The 2756-nt window shown below is 61.3% G+C and carries 2 protein-coding genes; both read right to left on the bottom strand.

Features of this window, described 5'->3' with window-relative positions:
• Positions 1 to 223: 223 nt before the first annotated feature.
• A complete protein-coding gene (gene istB / locus H261_RS22645; protein WP_008622558.1) occupies positions 224 to 1000 on the bottom strand; it encodes an IS21-like element helper ATPase IstB in 777 nt (258 codons plus the stop codon).
• The gene (gene istA / locus H261_RS22640) at positions 997 to 2541 is read right to left on the bottom strand and encodes an IS21 family transposase (RefSeq protein WP_008622557.1); all 1545 of its coding nucleotides are present in this window, start codon (positions 2539 to 2541) and stop codon (positions 997 to 999) included. Before istA ends, istB begins: the two co-directional genes overlap by 4 nt.
• Positions 2542 to 2756: the final 215 nt, after the last annotated feature.

Here is a 2756-nt window from a genome sequence, read left to right as displayed (position 1 = left end):
GGCGCGCGACAATTACGGTGGCCGGTCAGCGACAATTAGGATGACCGGTATGAGACACCGTCGAGTAGCACCGATACCGCTATCACAAGCAAGCATTGCTCAGCAATAAGGAAGTGCAGCGACAATTACGGTAATTGTCGCTGCGGTCACAATCTGGTGGGAAGGGTAATTGTCGCTACGCCGTCGAAACGACAATTACCCCGGCGAGGATGATGAGCCGTTTTTAATTGTCGCTGGCGCTGTCATTGCCTTTGACGCGGGCAACGGCGGTTCGCTTCCGGTAGCTTTCGCCGTTCATTTCGATGATGGTAGCGTGGTGGACAAGACGGTCGATCGAGGCCACGGTCATCGCCGGATCGGGGAATACGTCGCCCCAAGCCGAGAAGGGCTGGTTGGCCGTGATGGCGATGCTGTGTCGCTCATAGCGGTGGCTAATGAGTTCGAACAGCACACTGGTTTCGGCCTGATCCTTGCGCACATAGGACAGGTCATCGAGGATGATCAGGTCGTATTTGTCCAGTTTGTCCAAGGTGGCGGCAAGAGCGAGGTCGCGGCGGGCGGATTGGAGCCGCTGGACCATGTCGGTCGTGCGGGTGAAGAGTACCCGCCGTCCCGCTTCGATCAAGGCGTCACCGATGGCGGCCACCGCATGAGATTTGCCGGTGCCGCTTTCGCCGAAGATCAGCAGGTTGTCTCCGGTCTCGATCCAGCCGTCGCCGGTTCCCAGTGCCAGCAGATGATTTTTGCGGACACCCGTAGCGACATTGAAGTCGAAGGTGGCGAAGGTCTTCCCGGCAGGCACACCGGATTGATCGCGGTGCCGTTGGATGCGTCGGGATGTACGGTCAGCAACCTCGATCTCCAGCAGCGTTGCCAGCAACCTGGCTGCGGGCCAGTCATCTCGATCGGCAATTTCGGCGATACGCTTCCAGTTCCGCGCGATGCTGGGCAGGCGCAGCGCCGTCAGTAAGGTGGGGAGCACCGCGGTGTCGGCGGTCATGGCAGCAACTCCCCGCCCTCGACAGACGAAGCGCCAGTGCCCATCAAAGGCAGCAGGTCATTATAGCCCTTGATGTTGGGCGGCGGGATGGTGATGTCGGTTGCCCTTGGATCCTTCGGAGTAAATTCGGCCATGAGGGCAACTGGATCAGGCATCTTTCCCGCGTCGAAGATCGCATCAAGGCGCTGGCCCAGAGCCTCCTCCACTGACGAGTCTTTGCTGGCGATGTCGAGCAAGGTAACCATGATCCTGCACGCAAGTCGCGATGGCATCCCGGCCTCCATGACCCTCCATGCGCGGGAATAGGCCGCGCTGGGGAACAGGGAGTCCCGATAGAGCAGATTGCGCAGTGCCTGAGGCTTTCGACGAAGCGTGCCGATGACATGGTGGTAGTCGATCTTCCGTCCGCGTTCGGAGCGGTTGACCCGGACACGCTCCATGGTGCCCACGGAAGTGGCTCCATAGAAGCAAACAAGGCGGTCATCGTATAGATGCACCTCAAGCTTGTGCCCAATCAGCCGGGAGGGCACCGAGTACAGCACCCGATCAACGCTGATGGTGCTGTTGCGCGTGACGGGCACCGTCACCTTGGTGAAGTCGGTCGTCCGCCGCTTTGGTAACGGCCTGAGTTTCTCCCGCTCTTCGGCCACCAAGGCTTTACGTCTGGCGTTATGGCGGTCGCAGATGCCATCGACGAAGCGCCGGTAGTCATCGAGAGACTCAAAATCGAGGCTGCCTCGGCGCAGGAGGGCTTGGGCGAGACGCCGCTTGATATGAAGGTTCGAGGATTCGATCGAGCCGTTCTCGTTTGCCACGCCGGGATTGTTGCGCGTGGCCGTCATGCCGTAATGGTCGCACAGATCCTTGTAACGGCTGGTGAAGTCGAGTTGGGCATCGCGAGCGAGGTTCTTGTAGGCCGCCGACAGCGAGTCGGTGCGGTGCTCCACCGTGGTGCCGCCCAGCTTCCACAACGCGTCCTGCATTCCTTCGGCGACGGCTGAAAAGCTCTCGCCGCCAAGGATCACATGGGCGTGCTCCCATCCGCTGTAGACCAGACGGAAATGGTAAAGGCGATGGGGGAACGGCTCGCCGCCGATGGTGACGCCGAGGGCATCGGCCACGGTGAAGTCGGACTGAGCCTGTTGCCCTGGCTCATGACGCTGGGGGAAGAAGACCTCCTTGTCCGCGCCATTGAGGGCTTGCCAATCGGCCACCCGACGCTCCAGCGTCCGGCGCACCGTATCGGGAACCGCATCTGGGCTGAATTCCTCCTGCAAGGTCTCGAAGATGGTGACGGCCATGATGCCCGGCATGGTCTTGAGCATTTCCAGCGCCCGGGGCCAGACCTCGGTCAACGGATCGGTACGGGTCCGCCATGCCCGCTCTGGACTTTTCTGGGATGGAAGGCGGAGGTCATGGTCGAGCCGCCGCGCGGTACGCTCGCTGAAGCCAGACTTGGCCGCCGCGATCGCCTGAGTGTGATTCGGTCGTTGAGACATGTAGCGCACTACCTGCTGATCGGTAACGTGAAGGCCAGGCATCAAGACCGCACCGCATGTTGATTCGGATGCGACCTTGGATACCACCCTCGACGCCGTCAGGCTGGAACGCCCCCATGGGGGCGTTTGTCATGCCGCCGCCCGCTGGGGCCGGTCTCCAGTCGGGGCTCCGCCCCTCTTTACGTCCGGCCCCAGCGGGCAATCATACCGGCCATCATAGTTGTCGCTCAACCGGCCAAGATAATTGTCGGCGGCGA

This window comes from Paramagnetospirillum caucaseum (assembly GCF_000342045.1).
GTDB lineage: Bacteria > Pseudomonadota > Alphaproteobacteria > Rhodospirillales > Magnetospirillaceae > Phaeospirillum > Phaeospirillum caucaseum.
The sequence above is the reverse complement of the archived record's forward strand: the minus strand, read 5'-3'. Positions and strand labels throughout refer to the sequence as shown.

Bases quoted from the DNA above. Each gene is read 5' to 3' on its own strand.
- istB (WP_008622558.1), bottom strand. From the start codon at position 1,000: ATGACCGCCGACACCGCGGTGCTCCCCACCTTACTGACGGCGCTGCGC.
- istA (WP_008622557.1), bottom strand. From the start codon at position 2,541: ATGCCTGGCCTTCACGTTACCGATCAGCAGGTAGTGCGCTACATGTCT.